Here is a 17489-nt window from a genome sequence, read left to right as displayed (position 1 = left end):
CTAAATCAGCCCTTCGGAGCGGAAGCTCAACTCGCGGGATTTCCCAATGATGATATGGTCATGCAGGGTCAGCGCGAGGGTCTGGCAGGCCATGTCGATCTGATGTGTCATGGCGATATCCGCCTCTGACGGGGTCGGGTCCCCGGATGGGTGGTTGTGCACCAGAATGAGAGCGCTTGCGTTGAGTTCGAGTGCGCGTTTGGCGACCTCGCGGGGGTAGACCGGCACATGATTGACCGTGCCCTGCGCCTGCGCTTCGTCGGCGATAAGGGTGTTTTTTGTGTCTAAAAACAGCACTCTAAACTGTTCGGTGTCGCGATGCGCCATGGTGGTGTGGCAATAATCCAGCAGCGCCTCCCAGCTCGACAGGATCGGGCGGTGCATCACACGCGAGCGGGCCAGACGGTGGGCAGCGGCCTCAATCACCTTCAGCTCACAGATCACCGCTTCGCCCACGCCTTTGACCTGCGCAAGGCGCGGCAGGGGCGCGCTGATGACGGCGTTGAAGTCTCCGAATGTTTCCAGGAGCTTATGCGCGAGGGGTTTCACATCCCGTCGCGGGATTGCGCGAAATAGCACCAGTTCCAGCAGCTCATAATCAGGGAGCGCCTGCGCGCCGCCGTTAATGAAGCGGGTGCGCAGGCGCTTGCGGTGATCCGCAATATAGGAGGGTAGTTTACCGGCCTTGAGCGGCGACCCAACGGCCTCGTCCGCTTCAAAAAGCGGCAACGGCCGTTCCCCAAAGTCGTTCGCTCTGGACATGGGTTAACAATCTCCAAAGATGGTAAATCAAAGGTTAACAAAGGTCAGATTTCTGCAAAATCGCACGTCGGTATCGCGTCTGTATCGCGGCTGTAACGCGACGGTGTCAATTTCGTTAACCTTTGTGCGCGGAAATCGCGCTTGTGGCCCTTCCCGGAAGCTGGAAAGGTAACGTCAACACAAATTATTTTTGAGACAGGATACCCCATGAAATCCTTTTTGAGCCTTGTTATGGCCACTGCCCTTTTGGCGGGGGCTGCCAGTGCGCAGACCATCGAACGGATAAAGGAAACCGGGCAGCTCAAACTGGGCTATCGCGTGGATGCGGCGCCGTTGTCCTTTCAGGCTGAGGACGGCAACCCGAGTGGCTACACGCCGCTGGTGTGTGCCGAACTGGCGCAGGGCATTCTGAACACGATCAAGATCCCCAATCTGGATGTGGAATTTGTACCCGTCGGCGCGCAGGACCGGTTTGAGAAAGTGGCCGCGGGTGAGATTGACCTGCTGTGCGGGGCGGCCACCATCACCTTGTCTCGGCGCGAGATCGTGGATTTTTCCATTCCGGTTTTTGCCGATGGCACGTCAATCCTGCTGCCCCTGAACGGCTCGGACAATTTTGCGGATCTGGCGGGCAAGAAGCTGGGCGTGCGGCGCGACACCACCACCGAAACCGCGCTCACCAATACGCTGACTGGGGCGGGGCTGTTTGCCGAGGTGGTGCGCTTTGCCGATCATGATGCGGCGATGGAGGCGTTGGAGAATGGCGAGCTGGATGCCTATTTCGCGGACCAGTCCATTCTCGCGGCACTGTGGCTGAGCAGCGAAGATCGCGGCAATCTTAAGCTCAGTAATGCGATCCTCACGGTGGAGCAGCACGGGCTGGCCATGGCGCGCGGCGACACGGATTTCCGCCTGTTGGTGGATGGCCTGTTGTCTGAAATGTATGCGCGCGGGGTGATGCAGAAGGTCTTTGAAGCGACGCTGCCAGGCATTCAGCCGGGAGATTTCCTGCGTGCGATGTTCACCATGGCACCGCTCCCACGGTGAGGCGGTTGCACTAGAAGAGAGGCGTGAGCGGCGTGTTTTCCGGCTTTGAGACACATGAGATTGACCTGCCCAATGCGCGCATTCATCTGCGTGTGGGCGGGGCAGGCGCGCCGCTTCTGTTGTTGCACGGGTTTCCGGAAACCCATGTGATGTGGCACGGCATCGCCGAACAGCTGGCAGCGCGGTACCGCGTGATCGTGCCAGATCTGCGCGGCTATGGTGACTCTGTGGCACATGATGGGGATTTCACGTTTCGGGCTATGGCGCAGGATCAGGTCGCGGTGATGCACGCGCTGGGGTATGAGCGGTTTCATGTGGTGTCCCATGACCGCGGCGCCCGTACCGCACATCGCATGGTGCTCGACCATCCGGAGGCGGTGCGCTCCATCGCTTTGATGGACATTCTGCCCACGCTGGATGTGTGGCGCACGATGGATGACTGGCTGGCCAAGCGCTACTACCACTGGACCTTTCTGGCGCAGCCCGGCGGTATGCCGCAGGCGCTGATCAAAAGCGATCCGGTGCTCTATCTGCATTCCGCGCTGGTCGGGCTGTCAGGCAGTTTGGAGATGTTTCACCCAGCGGCTCTGGCGGCCTATGAGGCGGCGGCGCGCAAGCCCAGCGTGGTGGATGCCTGGTGCGGCGATTATGCGGCCGGAGCCAGTGTGGATCTGGAGCACGATCGGGCGGATGAGGGGCGGCAGTTTGAGATGCCCTGTCTGGTGCTTTGGGGCACAAAAGGCGTGATCGACCACCACGTGGACCCTCTGGAGTGCTGGCAGACGTGGTTCCCGAACGCGGTGGGGAAGGGCGTTGAAGCGGGGCATTTCCTGATTGAGGAGCAGCCGGAGGACGTGCTGGCGGCAGTGCTGGGGCATTTGGAGGGGGCGGTTCGTTAGCAAGAGAATCGCTTTTAAGTTCTATCGGATCACTACATATGCTGCATCGGTTGCGAGTGATCCCAAATTGCTGTGGATTCTCCAGCATTTAGATTGTGGTCAAGACTTACCCACAGGCTATATGTTGACTCACGCTAACATTGTACCGATGATTTGTGATGAGGGTACGCCACTAGGAACCTCTTAACTCTCCTAGTGGCGCTTTCCTTCAGTATATGAAACGGAGCCGTTTCTTACCGAATAGACTCGCTCAGTAGAATCTACTGGGTAAACTTAGTCAAGAGCGGCTTCATAGTTCCGGTGTACCCGGAGAAAGAGAGAACTCATGGCTAAGAAATCGCCTTGGCACTCAATCAAGTCTGGCGTCTATCATGACGAGACGAACTGTAATACCGGCAACAATATCGAGAGCGAAAATCTGCGTTCTGGCACAGGTGGAAAGCCGAAGTGTTCGGAATGTCGCCGTATCAGCGGTTGATCGATGTGGGAATGGGCGACAGTGTCGCCCATTCCAATCTACCCCTTCATCGAATCCCAGAAGCTCTTCACGGAGCTGAAGAAGCTGCTGCTTTCGGGGTTGTTTTCCTCCGACAGCTCTTCGAATTCGCGCAGAAGCTCTTTCTGGCGGCTGGTGAGGTTCACCGGGGTTTCCACTGCCAGTTCGATCATCATGTCGCCGGTGCCGCCGCCGCGCAGGGCGGGCATGCCTTTGGCGCGCAGGCGCATCTGGCGGCCCGATTGCGAGCCGGACGGGATCTTCACACGCGAGCGGCCTCCGTCGATGGTTGGCACCTCGATGTCTCCGCCAAGAGCGGCGGCGGACATGGAGACCGGGACGCGGCAGTAGAGGTTCACACCGTCACGCTCAAAGATCTTGTGCTGCGCCACCTCGATGAAGATGTAGAGGTCGCCTGCGGGGCCACCACGCATGCCGGCTTCGCCTTCGCCAGCGAGGCGGATGCGGGTGCCGGTTTCCACACCTGCGGGGATGTTCACAGACAGTGCGCGGTCTTTCTCGACGCGCCCCTGACCGTGGCAGCCCTTACAGGGATTCTTGATGATCTGACCGAGGCCCGAGCAGGTCGGACAGGTGCGTTCCACCGTGAAAAAGCCCTGCTGTGCGCGCACTTTGCCCATGCCGGAGCAGGTCGGGCAGGTGGTCGGCTCAGCGCCGCCCTCAGCACCGGAGCCTGAGCATTTCTCACAGGACACGGAGGCCGGGACGTTGATGGTTTTCTGGAGGCCGGAGTAGGCTTCCTCAAGGGTCACACGCAGGTTGTAGCGCAGGTCGGCACCACGGGAGGCGCGCTGACGCCCGCCGCCACCACGGCCACCGCCGCCCATGAAGTCGCCAAAAAGGTCGTCAAACACATCAGAGAAGGCTGAGGCAAAATCACCTTGGCCCGGATGGCCGCCACGGCCTCCGCCACCACCCATGCCACCTTCAAAGGCAGCGTGACCAAAGCGGTCATAAGCGGCTTTCTTCTCTGCGTCTTTGAGGATTTCGTAGGCTTCGTTGGCCTCTTTGAACTGTCCTTCCGCCTCAGGGTTGTCCTTGTTGCGGTCCGGATGCAGCTCTTTGGCTTTCCTACGGTAGGCTTTTTTGATTTCGTCCGCCGAAGCCCCTTTGCTGACGCCAAGCACCTCGTAGAAGTCACGTTTTGCCATGGGTTACTCCTTTGGTCGGAATGAAAAGGGCCAGTCCGGAGATCGGACCGGCCCGATTTTCATGTCCGGGAGCGCTGGGATCAGCGCTTGTTGTCGTCCAGATCTTCGAAGTCGGCGTCAACGATGTCATCGTCAGCAGCCGGACCAGCGTCGTCCATGTCAGGCATGTCAGCAGCGCCTGCATCGTCCTGGCTGGCTTTGTAGATCGCTTCGCCCAGACGCATCGCAACTTCCATCACGTTCTGGATGCCGGACTTCAGCTTCTCAGCAGTGATGTCGTCTTTTTCCAGATCGTCTTTCAGCGCGGCCACGGCCAGCTCGATGGCTTCAACAGTGGATGGGTCCACTTTGTCGCCATGCTCTGCCACCTGCTTCTCGGTGTCGTGCACGAGGCTTTCCGCCTGGTTGCGCGCTTCGATCAGCTCGCGGCGCTCTTTGTCGGCCTCGGCATTCTCTTCGGCGTCCTGAACCATCTTCTCGATGTCCGCATCAGACAGACCACCGGAAGCTTGGATGGTGATCTTCTGCTCTTTGCCGGTGCCTTTGTCGGACGCGCCCACAGACACGATGCCGTTGGCGTCGATGTCGAAGGTCACTTCGATCTGCGGCATGCCGCGTGGCGCCGGTGGGATATCTTCGAGGTTGAACTGGCCGAGGATCTTGTTGTCCGCCGCCATCTCACGCTCACCTTGGAAGACGCGGATCGTCACAGCGTTCTGGTTGTCTTCGGCTGTGGAGAAGATCTGAGACTTCTTGGTCGGGATGGTGGTGTTTCGGTCGATCAGACGGGTGAACACGCCACCGAGGGTCTCGATGCCCAGAGACAGCGGGGTCACGTCCAGAAGAACAACGTCTTTCACGTCGCCCTGCAGAACACCGGCCTGAATGGCGGCACCCATGGCCACAACTTCGTCAGGGTTCACACCTTTGTGCGGCTCCTTGCCGAAGAACTTGGTCACCTCTGCGATGACTTTTGGCATACGGGTCATACCACCCACGAGAACAACTTCGTCGATCTCGTTTGCGGACAGGCCTGCGTCTTTCAGAGCGGCGGCACAAGGCTTCATGGAGGCCTTGATCAGGTCGTTCACCAGGCTTTCCAGCTTCGCGCGGGTCAGTTTGATGACCATGTGCAGCGGGGTCCCGCTGGTCGGGTCCATGGAGATGAACGGCTGGTTGATTTCGGTCTGGTTGGCCGAGGACAGCTCGATCTTGGCTTTCTCTGCGGCTTCTTTCAGACGCTGCAGCGCCATCTTGTCTTTGGTCAGGTCGACGTTGTGCTCTTTTTTGAACTCATCCGCGAGGTAGTTCACGATGCGCATGTCGAAGTCTTCACCACCGAGGAAGGTGTCACCGTTGGTGGATTTCACTTCAAACAGACCGTCGTCGATTTCCAGGATGGTCACGTCGAAAGTACCGCCGCCGAGATCATACACGGCAATGGTTTGGGTGTCTTCTTTGTCCAGACCATAGGCCAGCGCGGCCGCGGTTGGTTCGTTGATGATGCGCAGCACTTCGAGGCCCGCGATCTTACCGGCGTCTTTGGTCGCCTGACGCTGTGCGTCGTTGAAGTAGGCAGGCACGGTGATCACAGCCTGTGTCACGTCTTCGCCGAGATAAGACTCAGCGGTTTCTTTCATCTTGCCGAGGATGAAAGCAGAAATTTGGGATGGGGAGTATTTGTCACCCTTGGCTTCGACCCAAGCGTCGCCATTGCCGCCGTTGATCACGGAGAATGGCATGTTCTTGAGGTCTTTGGACAGCGCTGCGTCATCCTTACGACGACCGATCAGACGCTTCACACCAAAGATGGTGTTTTCTGGGTTGGTGACGGCCTGGCGTTTTGCCGGCTGGCCCACAAGGCGCTCGTCATCGGTGAGCGCAACGATAGACGGCGTGGTGCGCGCGCCTTCTGCGTTCTCAATTACTTTTGGCTGGGAGCCATCCATGATGGCGACACAGGAGTTGGTTGTACCGAGATCGATACCAATCACTTTGCTCATTTTTGATCCCTTCTACTTAAGGCGATATTTCAAGGCCGGACCCTTTGTGGCATCCATGCCCCGATCCATTGTGCATTTGGCAACTGAGCCAAAATGCGCTTCGCAGCGTATATAGGGAGCAAGAAAAAAGCCTGCAAGCGTCTCCATTGGGCGATTGTGGTCCTTTGGCTACATTTTGCAGAGGTTTTTTGCCGTGGGGGCGGGGAAATTGGAACAAGCCATGAAAATTGGCGGTTTTGAGCTGTTGAAGAGCTATCTGAACAGCGCGGATCAGTTAGATTTGGTTAATGATTTACGCAGCGTCGCGCAGGCCGCGCCGATGCGATCTCCGGTGACTCGCTGGGGCAAGCCGATGAGCGTGAAAATGACCAGCGCGGGACGGGTGGGCTGGATCAGCGACCGGCGTGGATACCGCTATGAGCCGCAGCACCCGGACGGCATGGATTGGCCGCCGATTCCCGACCGCATTCTGACCCTGTGGAAAGACATCACGGGGCTGACCCGCCAGCCGGATTGCTGCCTGATCAACTACTACGGCGAAGGCGCACGCATGGGGCTGCATCAGGACAAGGACGAGGTAGATTTTTCTTATCCGGTGCTGACGATCTCGCTGGGGGACGACGGGCTTTTCCGTATGGGCGGCACGGAACGGGGCGGCAAGACACAATCGGTCTGGCTGACCTCCGGGGATGTGGTGGTGATGGGCGGCGAGGCAAGGTTGGCCTATCACGGCGTGGACCGCATCCGCTTTGGCAGTTCATCACTTCTGCCTGATGGCGGGCGGATCAACGTGACCCTGCGGGTTGTTGAAGGGGTGAGCTGAACGGGTGAGCTCCTTTGGCGGTGGGTTTGTCGATGCTACACTGAAGCCCTTGTTACGTTGCGCGTTGGGAGGTTTTGCGATGAAACGGCTTTTTCCATCTTTGCCTGAGGATGCCACGCTTGGCACTGTGTATCAGGCCTTTCCGTCCAAGCTGGCACCTTTGGCCGAATACCAAAACCGGGTGATGCGCGGAGACAGCAGCCTCTCTATTGCGGAGCGCGAAACGATTGCCGCCTATGTGTCTGGCTTGAATGCCTGCGCGTTTTGCCATGGGGCGCATATGGTCCATGCAAAGGCATTTGGCGTGAGCGTTGATGCAATTGAGGCCATGATGCACGATTTGGAGACGGCGCCAATTGATGAGGCGCTCAAGCCAATACTGGCATTCTGCAAAGAGCTCACCCTTGCCCCGAGTCGGATCACGGAGGCTGACGCAAAGGCTGTCTATGAGGCGGGCTGGTCGGAGGCTGCGCTGTTTGACGCCATTCAGGTGTGCGGATTGTTCAACATGATGAACAGGGTTTTGGAGGGCACCGGGATCACAAGCTACTATCTTGATCCAAAACACGTCGGAGAGACGCTTTTGGCACCTCTGCGGAGCCGAAGCTGCTATTCGGATTTTGGTGCGGCAAACGGATTGTCTGAGTGAGTTTCCAGCCGGCTGATTGGAGAGCCCTTCTAAAAAGCTAAGGCGGTTCTAGTGACCGCTGTGCGGTCATAGCTACCTGCGCAAGCCATGCATGGGATCAGGCGTCCGCGCGCTCTGTCCATTGATAATGCCCGCGTGCATTCACGTAAGTGGTCATGCGAAAGCGATCCTCAACAATATGCATGATCGCTGTCGACGTATAAGGCTCTTCAATAAGCGCTTCGTTGCGGAGCAGCCGCGTTTGAAATGTGCCGACCCATGTGCCGTCCGGGGAATGTTCCAGCATGACCGGGATGCGGTCGGCGACTTCCACACACAGGGCATCTCTTACTTTCAGGTACATCCCGAAATTTTCGGCCACTTCCTCTTCGGTTCTCAGGATGGTGTGCTCTGTTTTGGTCGTGATCGTTAAGGGCAAGATCAGCCGGGACCGCCAAAGTGGCAGATTTCCCTGAAGGAATGATACGGAAATGTCTTTCAAAAAATCTTTGAACGCCTCATCCATGCCTTCAGCTTAGGCGCAACCTTAGGAATGAGTCGAGCGGGTAAGAGGTCGGACTTTCGTGCTCTGCTTATATCCGCCGAAACGGGCTGTTCTGCTCGGCTATTTAAGTGGCACTCACACGTGCTGGCCGCCGTTGATCTCAATCTCGGTACCCGTGACATAGCTCGACTGATCCGAGCACAGCCAATAGATCACATCGGCCACTTCGCGGGGCTGGCCCAAGCGCTCCATCGGCAGGGCTTCGACGATTTTTTCGGTGCCCGGGGACAGGATCGAGGTTTCCACTTCGCCCGGCGCGATGGCGTTGACGCGCACGCCCAGCGGGCCGAAATCATGCGCCATTTCGCGGGTCAGCGCCGCCAGGGCCGCTTTGGAGGTGGCATAGGCCGCGCCCGCGAAAGGGTGTACCCGTGAGCCCGCGATGGAGGAGACATTCACGATAGAGCCTTTGGCCTCGGCCAGTTCTTCACGTAGGCCGCGCGCAAGGATCACGGAGGCAAAGAAATTCACGTGAAAGACCTTGCCCCAGTCCATCAGATCGGTGGTGAAGGTGTTCAGCCGCTCGCCATTGGGGCCTTTGGGGGAAATGCCTGCATTGTTGGCCAGCCCGTGCAGCGGCCCATCAAGCCGCTCGCGGATCAGCTCCACCGCGTTGATGGTGTCTGCCGGGTCAGAGAGGTTGAGCTGGATGTGGTTTTTCTCACCATCAGGCCAGGGGCAGCGCGGATCAAAGGGTTGGCGGGAACAGGTCAGCACGCGCCAGCCTTCCTCTGAGAAGCGCTTGACAGTGGCGTGCCCGATGCCGCGGCTGGCGCCAGTGAGGAGAAGCGTTTTCTGCATGGAAGGTCATCCGCGATGGTGGTTGCTTGGGGGTAACTTGATCCTGTCGCGGAGGAATTACAACCATTGAGAGCACCTATTGGCCTTCCCAATTGCGCTCCAGTTCCAGCGCGGCGGCAAAGCTCTTGATGGGGATCGCGACGCTCAGGAATTCCGATTGCTTTGAGACCGCGCCGGTGAAGATGCCAACCACCTTTGGGACGCCGTCAATCAGGGCAAGGGCGGGGGCGCCGGAATCCCCGTGCATGGTGGCGCAGCGTTGAAACATCAGCCGCCGGTCGGTGCTGAACCCCGGTGCGCCACAGTCCTGCGCCAGAGACAGTACATGTTGCCGCAGCGCGGGGTATCCGGCGAGGGCAAAATCTGCGTTTTGGGCTGAAACAGAGCCTAAATCGACCGTTTCCAGAAAGCCTGTGTCGCGTCCGATCGGGTCTTTCAAAATCAGCATGGCCCAGTCGCGTGGGAAGTCGCCTTTGAAGTCGCGGCTGTGCGGGTCTTGCACCTCATGCAGCACGTAGCGGGCAACCTGAGACACCGCCACAGCTGTGCTGCGCTGATAGCCCGCGACAAAGCGGATACTCTGCGGCGGGATCCAGGTTTTGCGGGCGAAGTTGTACAGGCAATGGGAGGCAGTCAGCACGATCCGTTCAGAGACCAGCGCGCCGGTGCAATGCTGGCGCTGAGAGGTGCTGGCAAAATTGACCCGACCGATGGCGCGCCACGGGGCTACGGAGGCGTCCAGTATCTGGCGGTCGCGAATGGCCTGACAGCCCTGAGACAGCTGCTTGCCCGCGCCGCAGAGGGCATCGAGCTGCAAAACATAGAGATCATCCCCCAGCGGCCCGGCATCAGGCCGGCCCGCATCCGGCGCGGTGGTGGTTTGGGCCTGCGCAAAAGGCAGGGCGCAGAGCAGAGCAATCAGAAAGGCGCAGGCTCGGCAGATTGGTTTCATCATCCGCAGGCCCCCTCTGCCTTACATCAGCGCCGTGCGCTCCAGCTGACGGAGGCATGTTTGCGGGTGTAAAATTCGCCCATCAGACCAATCATCAGCAGTACGACGCCAACAATGAGCGGATAGGTGACAGAGGAATTGCGCGGCACATAGTTGATAAAGGCAAACCCGCGCGCCTGATCGATGCAGTGAAACAGCGGATTCCAGTCAAACATTGCAAGCATGAAGGGTGGCAGCGTGTTGGCCACAAACATCTTGCCGGACGCAATCATATTGGCGCGCGCAAATATGGTGTTCGCGATGCTGACAAAGGTGGGAAACCACGGCTTGAGCGCCAGAAAGACCGTGCCAATTGCAAGCCCGGTGAACCAGGCAATGAGCAACATGCCAAAGGCAGGCACGGGCTGATGAATCTCAAACGGCGTGAAGGCCACGTGATAGACAAACAGAATCGTCATAAGCGACAACACCTGAATGTAGAGCGTGCCCAAGGCGGCAGACAGGATGGCGATGATGGTGTTCATCGGCGCATGTTTCATCATCGGCGAGGATGGTCCCTCCGATCCCACCACGGCGCCCATGGTCTTTGTGTGGGTCATAAAGAGGAACACGCCGGACATGATGTAAATGAGGAAGTCCCCACGCAGCGCAGCCCCCCGCATCCCGAGTACCGAGAACATCACATAAAACACCATCACAAACATGATGGTCTGCAACATGTTCATGATCAGCGACATGAGCGCATTGCCGTGCGTTTTTCGCACGCTGCGCACAATCGAGTGGTACACCAGCTCAGACAGGTTAAGTGCCGAAGCGAGCGTCGTTTTGGGGGCGCTTTGCTGAAACATTGCCTCTGCCGCTTTTGTGTGCCCAAAGAATAGGATGGAATTCTTGCTGTTCCCTTACGCAGGGAGCATAAGGGGCCGGACCCAATTAGACAACAAATGTCCTTCAGGAGAGAAACCTTGGATTATGACATCCTCATTCCCGTCATGCGTGAGCTGGCCATCGAAGCCGGTGCAAAGATCATGGAGATCTACGAGGCGGCTGATTTTGACGTGAAGGTGAAAAGCGATGACAGCCCGGTGACGGCGGCTGACGAGGCGGCGGATGCGCTGATCTCTGCAGGGCTGCGGGCGGCGTTTCCTGATGTGATGTTGGTGACTGAGGAGCAAGCCGACAGTCACAAAGCCAAAGGCGATACCTTCCTGATCGTTGACCCGCTGGACGGCACCAAGGAATTCATCCACCGCCGTGGCGATTTCACCGTGAACATCGCCTATGTGGAAAACGGTGTGCCACAGCGCGGTGTGGTCTATGCCCCGGCGCGCAACCGTATGTTCTTCACCCAGGTGGACGGGCAGGCGGTCGAGGAAACCGGCATGTTTGATCCCAAGAAAGTGGGCACCATCACCCCGATCAACGTGGCCGACAGCGACAATGACGCGCTGTTTGTTGTGGCCTCCAAATCCCACCGGGATCAGGCAACAGATGACTACATCAACAAATACAGCGTCAAAGACATGAAGAGCGCAGGCAGCTCTCTGAAGTTCTGTCTGGTGGCGACCGGCGAAGCGGACATCTACCCACGTGTGGGCCGCACCATGGAGTGGGACACCGCCGCAGGTCACGCTGTTTTGCTTGGCGCAGGTGGTCAGGTGGTCCGTTTTGATGATCACAGTCCGCTGGTCTATGGCAAAGAAGATTTCGCCAATCCGTTTTTTATCGCCTACGCGCCCAAAGTGGCGCTGAAAGAAGCCTGATGCCTGTTCTGATTGTCATTCCCGCACGCTACGCCTCTTCGCGTTACCCCGGCAAACCTCTGGCAGAGCTGAAAGGCGCCACCGGGGTGAGCAAGAGCCTCATCCAGCGCAGCTGGGAAGCGGCCTGTGAGGTCAACGGTGTCGACCGCGTGGTTGTGGCAACGGATGACGATCGGATCAAAGAGGCGAGCGAAGCCTTTGGCGCAGACGTGGTGATGACCTCTGAAACCTGCGCCAATGGCACAGAGCGCTGTGCGGAAGCCTTTGATGCGCTGGGCGGTGGCTATGAGATCGTGGTGAACCTGCAGGGGGATGCGCCGCTGACACCTGCCTGGTTCATCGAAGATCTGGTGGCAGGTCTGCGCAATGACCCTATGGCTGAAGTGGCGACACCTGTGCTGCGCTGCGACGGCCGCGCGCTCAACGGCTTTCTGGAAGACCGCAAGGCGGGACGCGTTGGCGGCACTACGGCTGTCTTCACCACAGACCGCCATGCGCTCTATTTCTCCAAGGAAGTTGTGCCCTTCACCAGCGAAACTTACGCTGATGAGGATGAGACACCCGTGTTTCACCATGTGGGCGTTTACGCCTATCGCCCCTCGGCGCTGGGTGCCTATCCGCGCTGGTCTTCCGGGCCTTTGGAGCAACTGGAAGGGCTAGAGCAGCTGCGCTTTATGGAGCACGGGCGGCAGGTGCTTTGCGTAGAAGTTGAGGCACGTGGACGCCAGTTCTGGGAGCTGAACAACCCTGAGGATGTGCCGCGGATCGAGGCCATGATGGCCGAGATGGGGACTGCCTAAGCCCATATTTTATTTTGGTATTTGAGTAATTTGCGGCGGTAGAAATTCGCCGATTTAAAGGGGAGAAGACCGGAACTATGACGCAAACGCAGCGCACGGCCCTGGTGACGGGCTCCGCCGGATTTATCGGATTTCACACCGCTCAAAGGTTGTTGCAGGAAGGCTGGGCCGTCGTCGGTCTGGATGCGATGACGGATTACTATGATGTGACGCTGAAAGAGCGCCGCCATCAAATCTTAAAGCAGCACCAAGGATTTCAGGCGGTGGAAGATCGCCTGGAAGCTTCCGGCACCCTGATGCGCCTGTTTGAAGAGCACAAGCCGGATGCGGTGATCCATCTCGCCGCGCAGGCAGGGGTGCGCTACTCCATTGATGCACCGCGCTCTTATGTGGAGGCCAATCTGGTTGGCACGTTTGAGCTGCTGGAGGCCGCACGGGCCTTTCCGCCAGCGCATATACTTCTGGCGTCGACCAGTTCGGCTTATGGGGCCAATACGGAAATGCCCTATGCCGAGACGCATAGAGCCGACCACCAGATGTCTTTTTACGCGGCGACCAAAAAGGCCAATGAGGCGATGGCGCATTCTTATGCCCATCTATACCATCTGCCGACCACCATGTTCCGTTTCTTCACGGTCTATGGCCCATGGGGCCGTCCGGATATGGCGCTCTTCAAATTCACCAAGGCGATTTTGGAAGGCGCTCCGATCGACATTTACAATCACGGCGATATGCGCCGCGATTTCACCTATATCGACGATCTGGTGACCGGCATTGTGCAGTTGATTGAGGCGGCTCCCTTGCAGGTGGATCAGCGCGAAGCGGCGCTGACCGGCGACAGCCTGAGCCCGGTGGCCCCCTGGCGTGTGGTTAACATCGGCAACGGTCAGCCGGTGCAGCTGATGAAGTTTGTTGAGGCCATCGAGGCGGCGCTTGGCAAAGTGGCCAAGAAAAACTTCATGGATATGCAGCCCGGCGACGTCCCCGCAACTTGGGCGGAGGCCCAGCTTCTGGAGCAGTTGACCGGGACAATTCCGGCGACACCTGTTGAGGAGGGTGTGGCCAAATTCGTCGCCTGGTACCGCGAGTTTTACGGCGCCTGATGGGGTGGTGGCGCCTTTATCGCGAATAAGCAGCCGCGGTCCGTTTGAGGGGCTCGATATCTTGGAGTGTCAGCTGATTTTTAAACCGGCTGAGTAGTTTCACTCACCGACGAGCGTGAGTGTCGGGGCGTTTGTTTCGTGGCTGGCTGTCGCCACTTCTGTCTGGGTCTGATCTGCTGCGATGCAGCGTGTCGATCGGATTGTTGACGTGCCTTCAAAGGTGATGTCCTGCACGAGGCCCGCGGTCCGAAGGCGCCGGGCAAAAGAATACGTCAGTGTTAAGGGCGCAACAGCTCTGCAAGCAGTTCGGCACGTCCGATTGATCCATGAATGGCAGTGAACTTGGTGTTTGGCAGGTTTGCGGCGCTGTGGTGTTGGGCACACGGTTCGCGACCAATTAGAACAAGCAGTTGTGACCTAATGACGATCTCTCCTAAAAAGAACTTAGTGGTTTGGAGGTTGAGTGATAGGTATGCGGATCAAAGGTACTAAGCTTACCTTGTTGGAGACTCTCTTTTTTGTGTCAGCCTACTCCCCGCCGCGTGGCGGGCCTATCGCCTCAGAAGTCGTGGGGGAGAACCGCACACCGGATGACATTCAAGTCACTGCTGTGGACCGCATAACCGCCAAGAACATCGCAGAATGGCCGAAGTCGGGATGGCTGGCCACTATCATTGGTTTGCGCGCTCGCCGGGTCCCAAAAGCCGCATTATCCAAGCGGGCGATCTTGTGACGCTCACGGTGTGGGACAACCAAGACAATTCATTGCTTTTGGGGTCTGCAGAACGCTCCACGCCGCTGCGACCTGTCGAAGTGACTGACGCAGGTACCATTTTGTCCCTTATGTGGATGACATTGTGGTCGCTGGGCTAACGCCCTTTCAGGCTCGCGAAAAAACCCAGGTGCAGCTCTCCCCTATCGCGCCGTCGGCACAGTTTCAGATCGGGGTGACGCCTGGGCCGTAGAACTCGGTCGACTTGGTCACCGGGGCGGTTGCTCCTCAGAGGCTGCCTTTGTCTGATCGAAACGTGTTGATCTTGTCTGTTTTGGCTCAGTCCGCCGGGGTGAGTGACCAGGTCGAAAATCCATTGGTGCGACTGCAGCGTCAGGGAAAACTCTTATGAGATTCGATTGGATAGCTTGCTAAAAGACCCGGCAAAAAATGTGATTGTGCGCGGCGGTTATCAGATCATCTTCGAAGAAGATGAACGTTATTTCATCGCGGTCGGAGCAACCCAATCTGAGCGTCAGGTGTTTTTTAATCAAAAAAACATCACGCCGATGGAAGCGGTCACAATGCTCGGTGGGCTCAATGATGATCGGAAAACCCGCAAGGGTTGTTTGTTTTGCGGCAGTATGATTTAGACGGCGTGAGGTCCGATGAGGGCGGTCCCAATCATCAGCAAGTTGTTTTTTCTTTTGACCTTACAAGAGCGGACAGTCTGTTTGGCGCAAGTACTTTCCAAATTCAGCCGGGCGATATCGTGGTCGCCAGAGAATCTGCAATCAGGCCAGCGCAGGCGGTTGTCGCGTTGGTCGGATCTATCTTTGCGATTGCTAATGTATGTTGATAGATGACACATAATGCAACGATGAATGCTAACGCTTTGAAAGCGGCATTCTTTCAACGTTTGGGAAAACTTCGAGCTGGGTATGTGGAAATCAGAGACAATTTGTGCTATCGCAAAATCATATTTTATTGATTTGGATTGCCTTTGATCGCCTGAGATTGAAGGTAGGTAACAACTTTAACCGAAAGTGAGCTCTATATGCAGCGCAAGGTAACGAAAGCGATTTTTCCGGTGGCTGGAATGGGGACCAGATTTCTGCCGGCAACAAAATCCGTGCCTAAAGAAATCATGACATTGGTGGACCGTCCGCTCATTCAATATGCAATTGATGAAGCGCGTGAAGCAGGGATTACCGAGTTTATCTTTGTCACCTCGCGCGGAAAAAGCGCGCTGGAAGACTATTTTGACCACGCCCCCCAGCTGGAGCAGACTCTGCGTGAAAAGGGCAAAACCGATCTGCTGAAACAGCTTGAGTCTTCCAATATGGAAAGCGGTCAGATCGCCTATATTCGCCAGCACAGCGCCCTTGGTCTTGGTCACGCGGTGGCTTGTGCCAGCCGTCTGGTGGCCGATGAGCCTTTTGCAGTGATTCTGCCGGATGACGTGATTGCCGGTCAGGTCGGCTGTCTCAAGCAGATGGTTGACGCTTATGAAGAGACTGGCGGCTGCATGGTGGCGGCGATGGAAGTGCCACACGACAAAGCATCCGCTTATGGTGTGCTGGACGTGCAGGAAGACATGGGCTCGCTGGTGTCTGTGAAAGGCATGGTGGAAAAACCCCCTGCCGGCACCGCGCCTTCCAATCTGGCGGTCATTGGTCGCTATATTCTGACCCCTGAGATTTTCACCAATCTCGCCAATCAAGGTGAAGGCGCTGGCGGTGAAATTCAGCTGACCGACGCGATTGCGACTGAGATCGGCAAAGGCGCTGGTGTTTATGGCTATCGCTTCCAGGGGCAGCGGTTTGATTGCGGCTCCAAAGCGGGCTTCCTGCAGGCCACTGTGGCCTTTGGTCTTGCGCGCGAAGAGCTGTGTGATGAGCTGTCGGTCTATCTCGAAGAGCTGGTCGCATCGCGCCGAGCCGCTGAGTAATCCCTGGGAGACTATTTTTGGAACATGTGATCGTCACAGGCGGGGCGGGCTATATCGGCTCGCACGCCTGCAAGGCTTTGGCGGTGGCTGGCTTTGTGCCGGTGACCTTTGACAACCTGTGTACCGGCTGGGAAGACGCCGTCAAATTCGGGCCTCTGGAGCAGGGCGATCTGTTGGATCGTGCGCGGCTGGATGAGGTGTTTGCCAAGTACAAGCCTGTGGCGGTGATGCACTTTGCGGCGCTGTCTCAGGTTGGCGAAAGCATGTCAGAGCCCGGGAAGTACTGGCGCAACAATGTGAATGGCTCTCTCAATCTGATCGAGGCCTGTGTTGCGGCAGATGTGAAGCAGTTTGTCTTCTCATCAACCTGTGCGACCTATGGCGATCATGACAATGTCACTCTGGACGAAGAGGTTCAGCAGGCACCGATCAACGCCTATGGGGCCTCCAAGCGCGCGATCGAAGACATGCTCAGCGATTTTGGCGCGGCGCATGGTTTGGAAAGTGTGATTTTCCGCTACTTCAACGTGGCAGGTGCCGATCCTGAGGCAGAAGTGGGGGAGTTCCACCGCCCGGAAACCCATCTCATCCCCCTGATGCTGGATGCGATTGACGGCAAGCGGGACGCGCTCACCATCTTTGGCACCGATTATGACACGCCTGATGGCACCTGCATTCGCGACTATGTGCATGTCTGCGATCTGGTGGATGCCCATGTGCTGGGGCTGAAATGGCTGCAGGACGGCAAGGGCAGCCGGATCTTCAATCTCGGCACCGGCAGCGGGTTTTCGGTGCGCGAGGTGATTGACCAATCCCGCATCGTGACCAACCGGGAAGTGCCTTACAACGAAGGTCCGCGGCGGCCGGGGGATTGCACCAAGCTGGTTTCAGGCTCGACACGTGCGGAGAAAGAGCTAGGGTGGGCGCCAAAGCGTTCCAAAATGGACCAAATGATCGCCGATGCATGGAGATGGCATCAGAACGGGCACTACGACAAGTAACCTGAGCGCGC

The 17489-nt window shown here is 57.6% G+C and carries 18 protein-coding genes; 11 read left to right on the top strand and 7 right to left on the bottom strand.

What is annotated here, in order from left to right; all coding sequences use genetic code 11:
* On the bottom strand, positions 1–762 hold the full coding sequence (gene radC / locus ACO07T_RS04485) for a RadC family protein (protein WP_422048424.1): 762 nt from the start codon (positions 760–762) through the stop codon (positions 1–3).
* Between the two features lie 207 nt (positions 763–969).
* Between radC and ACO07T_RS04480 the strand changes: the two genes are divergently transcribed.
* Both ACO07T_RS04480 and ACO07T_RS04475 read left to right on the top strand, forming a co-directional pair.
* Positions 970–1809, top strand: a complete 840-nt coding sequence (locus ACO07T_RS04480) for an amino acid ABC transporter substrate-binding protein (RefSeq protein ID WP_209057954.1) — start codon at positions 970–972, stop codon at positions 1807–1809.
* A 23-nt stretch (positions 1810–1832) separates the two neighbouring features.
* Positions 1833–2708, top strand: a complete 876-nt coding sequence (locus tag ACO07T_RS04475) for an alpha/beta fold hydrolase (protein ID WP_422048423.1) — start codon at positions 1833–1835, stop codon at positions 2706–2708.
* A gap of 516 nt (positions 2709–3224) precedes the next feature.
* Here ACO07T_RS04475 and dnaJ read toward each other — a convergent pair.
* Both dnaJ and dnaK read right to left on the bottom strand, forming a co-directional pair.
* On the bottom strand, positions 3225–4376 hold the full coding sequence (dnaJ, locus tag ACO07T_RS04470) for a molecular chaperone DnaJ (protein WP_209057950.1): 1152 nt from the start codon (positions 4374–4376) through the stop codon (positions 3225–3227).
* A gap of 80 nt (positions 4377–4456) precedes the next feature.
* A complete protein-coding gene (gene dnaK / locus ACO07T_RS04465; protein WP_422048422.1) occupies positions 4457–6379 on the bottom strand; it encodes a molecular chaperone DnaK in 1923 nt (640 codons plus the stop codon).
* 220 nt (positions 6380–6599) lie between these two features.
* Here dnaK and ACO07T_RS04460 point away from each other — a divergent pair, with 220 nt between their 5' ends.
* Positions 6600–7202 (top strand): alpha-ketoglutarate-dependent dioxygenase AlkB family protein, encoded by a 603-nt coding sequence (locus ACO07T_RS04460; protein WP_422048421.1) that lies wholly within the window; start codon positions 6600–6602, stop codon positions 7200–7202.
* 79 nt (positions 7203–7281) lie between these two features.
* Positions 7282–7851 carry a carboxymuconolactone decarboxylase family protein gene (locus ACO07T_RS04455; RefSeq protein ID WP_422048420.1) on the top strand — a complete coding sequence of 190 codons (570 nt, stop codon included), beginning with the start codon at positions 7282–7284 and terminating at the stop codon, positions 7849–7851.
* A gap of 97 nt (positions 7852–7948) precedes the next feature.
* Here the strand turns inward: ACO07T_RS04455 and ACO07T_RS04450 are convergent, their stop codons facing one another.
* The 4 genes from ACO07T_RS04450 to ACO07T_RS04435 all read right to left on the bottom strand — a co-directional run bounded on the left by ACO07T_RS04450 (position 7949) and on the right by ACO07T_RS04435 (position 10996).
* The gene (locus ACO07T_RS04450; RefSeq protein WP_422048419.1) at positions 7949–8356 is read right to left on the bottom strand and encodes a hypothetical protein; all 408 of its coding nucleotides are present in this window, start codon (positions 8354–8356) and stop codon (positions 7949–7951) included.
* Positions 8357–8470: 114 nt separating this feature from the next.
* Positions 8471–9196: an SDR family NAD(P)-dependent oxidoreductase gene (locus tag ACO07T_RS04445; RefSeq protein ID WP_209057939.1), complete on the bottom strand. Its 726-nt coding sequence runs from the start codon at positions 9194–9196 to the stop codon at positions 8471–8473.
* Positions 9197–9272: 76 nt separating this feature from the next.
* The gene (locus tag ACO07T_RS04440) at positions 9273–10151 is read right to left on the bottom strand and encodes a trypsin-like serine peptidase (protein ID WP_422048418.1); all 879 of its coding nucleotides are present in this window, start codon (positions 10149–10151) and stop codon (positions 9273–9275) included.
* A 23-nt stretch (positions 10152–10174) separates the two neighbouring features.
* Positions 10175–10996 carry an ABC transporter permease gene (locus ACO07T_RS04435; RefSeq protein WP_209057937.1) on the bottom strand — a complete coding sequence of 274 codons (822 nt, stop codon included), beginning with the start codon at positions 10994–10996 and terminating at the stop codon, positions 10175–10177.
* Between the two features lie 144 nt (positions 10997–11140).
* Between ACO07T_RS04435 and cysQ the strand changes: the two genes are divergently transcribed.
* The 7 genes from cysQ to galE all read left to right on the top strand — a co-directional run bounded on the left by cysQ (position 11141) and on the right by galE (position 17478).
* The gene (gene cysQ, locus ACO07T_RS04430) at positions 11141–11911 is read left to right on the top strand and encodes a 3'(2'),5'-bisphosphate nucleotidase CysQ (RefSeq protein ID WP_422048604.1); all 771 of its coding nucleotides are present in this window, start codon (positions 11141–11143) and stop codon (positions 11909–11911) included.
* Positions 11911–12711: a 3-deoxy-manno-octulosonate cytidylyltransferase gene (locus ACO07T_RS04425; protein ID WP_422048417.1), complete on the top strand. Its 801-nt coding sequence runs from the start codon at positions 11911–11913 to the stop codon at positions 12709–12711. Before cysQ ends, ACO07T_RS04425 begins: the two co-directional genes overlap by 1 nt.
* A 77-nt stretch (positions 12712–12788) precedes the next feature.
* On the top strand, positions 12789–13814 hold the full coding sequence (locus tag ACO07T_RS04420) for an NAD-dependent epimerase/dehydratase family protein (RefSeq protein WP_422048416.1): 1026 nt from the start codon (positions 12789–12791) through the stop codon (positions 13812–13814).
* Between the two features lie 642 nt (positions 13815–14456).
* Positions 14457–14687, top strand: a complete 231-nt coding sequence (locus tag ACO07T_RS04415; RefSeq protein WP_422048415.1) for a hypothetical protein — start codon at positions 14457–14459, stop codon at positions 14685–14687.
* A gap of 258 nt (positions 14688–14945) precedes the next feature.
* On the top strand, positions 14946–15179 hold the full coding sequence (locus ACO07T_RS04410; protein ID WP_422048414.1) for a hypothetical protein: 234 nt from the start codon (positions 14946–14948) through the stop codon (positions 15177–15179).
* Between the two features lie 404 nt (positions 15180–15583).
* Positions 15584–16477, top strand: a complete 894-nt coding sequence (galU, locus tag ACO07T_RS04405; RefSeq protein WP_209084982.1) for a UTP--glucose-1-phosphate uridylyltransferase GalU — start codon at positions 15584–15586, stop codon at positions 16475–16477.
* 17 nt (positions 16478–16494) lie between these two features.
* Positions 16495–17478, top strand: a complete 984-nt coding sequence (gene galE, locus ACO07T_RS04400) for a UDP-glucose 4-epimerase GalE (RefSeq protein WP_422048413.1) — start codon at positions 16495–16497, stop codon at positions 17476–17478.
* The last annotated feature ends 11 nt before the right edge of the window (positions 17479–17489 follow it).

It is taken from the genome of Shimia sp., assembly GCF_965227725.1.
Lineage (GTDB): Bacteria > Pseudomonadota > Alphaproteobacteria > Rhodobacterales > Rhodobacteraceae > Shimia.
This window is presented reverse-complemented; position numbering and strand designations above follow the sequence as displayed.